This window comes from Vibrio sp. 10N.222.49.C12 (assembly GCF_041475025.1).
In the GTDB taxonomy this organism is placed as follows: domain Bacteria; phylum Pseudomonadota; class Gammaproteobacteria; order Enterobacterales; family Vibrionaceae; genus Vibrio; species Vibrio crassostreae_C.
Genome location: NZ_JBFRVF010000139.1, coordinates 1 through 498, shown reverse-complemented (window position 1 = coordinate 498; position 498 = coordinate 1). Strand labels below are relative to the sequence as shown.

The following is a 498-nucleotide window of genomic DNA, read 5'->3' as shown; positions in this document are numbered from 1 at the left end:
GTTTTGGCCATTGCCCGAGCGTGTACTTTATTGCTTTGCCTAGTGGGCTAGAGCCTATCACCTTCTGGGTTGTCATCCATTGGTAAAGCTCATCCAGTATCGGCTTGGCAAGCGCTTGACGCTCTGCTTTTCGCTCTTCGGCAGGCGCACCTTTTAAGCGCGATTCTATCCCGTAGAGTTTTTGGATTTTAGCCAGCGCCTTATCAGCCTTGCCCGATTTACCTTTCCCTTGAAGCTTTTTAGCATCCATGAACTTGCGACGAGCATGCGCTAAGCACCCTACCTTGGTGACGTGATGAAGTCCATCATAAGCCGCGTAGCCATCGGTTTGTAGATAAACGTTGTAGTCACCTAAAAAGTCCACGGGACACGCCCTCGCGCGACTGTTTTGATAGTCGTACAAGGCAATATTTTTCACATTCGGCAGTGCCGCTTCGGGTGAGTCAGCGCCTGAGCAGTAGAGCCACATATAACACTGCTTCTCTTCTTTGAGCACAT

The 498-nt window shown here is 50.0% G+C and carries 1 protein-coding gene; it reads right to left on the bottom strand.

All coding sequences use genetic code 11. The features are described 5' to 3' along the window. Positions 1 to 498, bottom strand: a 498-nt coding sequence (locus AB4583_RS21355; RefSeq protein ID WP_372119283.1) for a transposase, incomplete at both ends; no start/stop codon positions are given.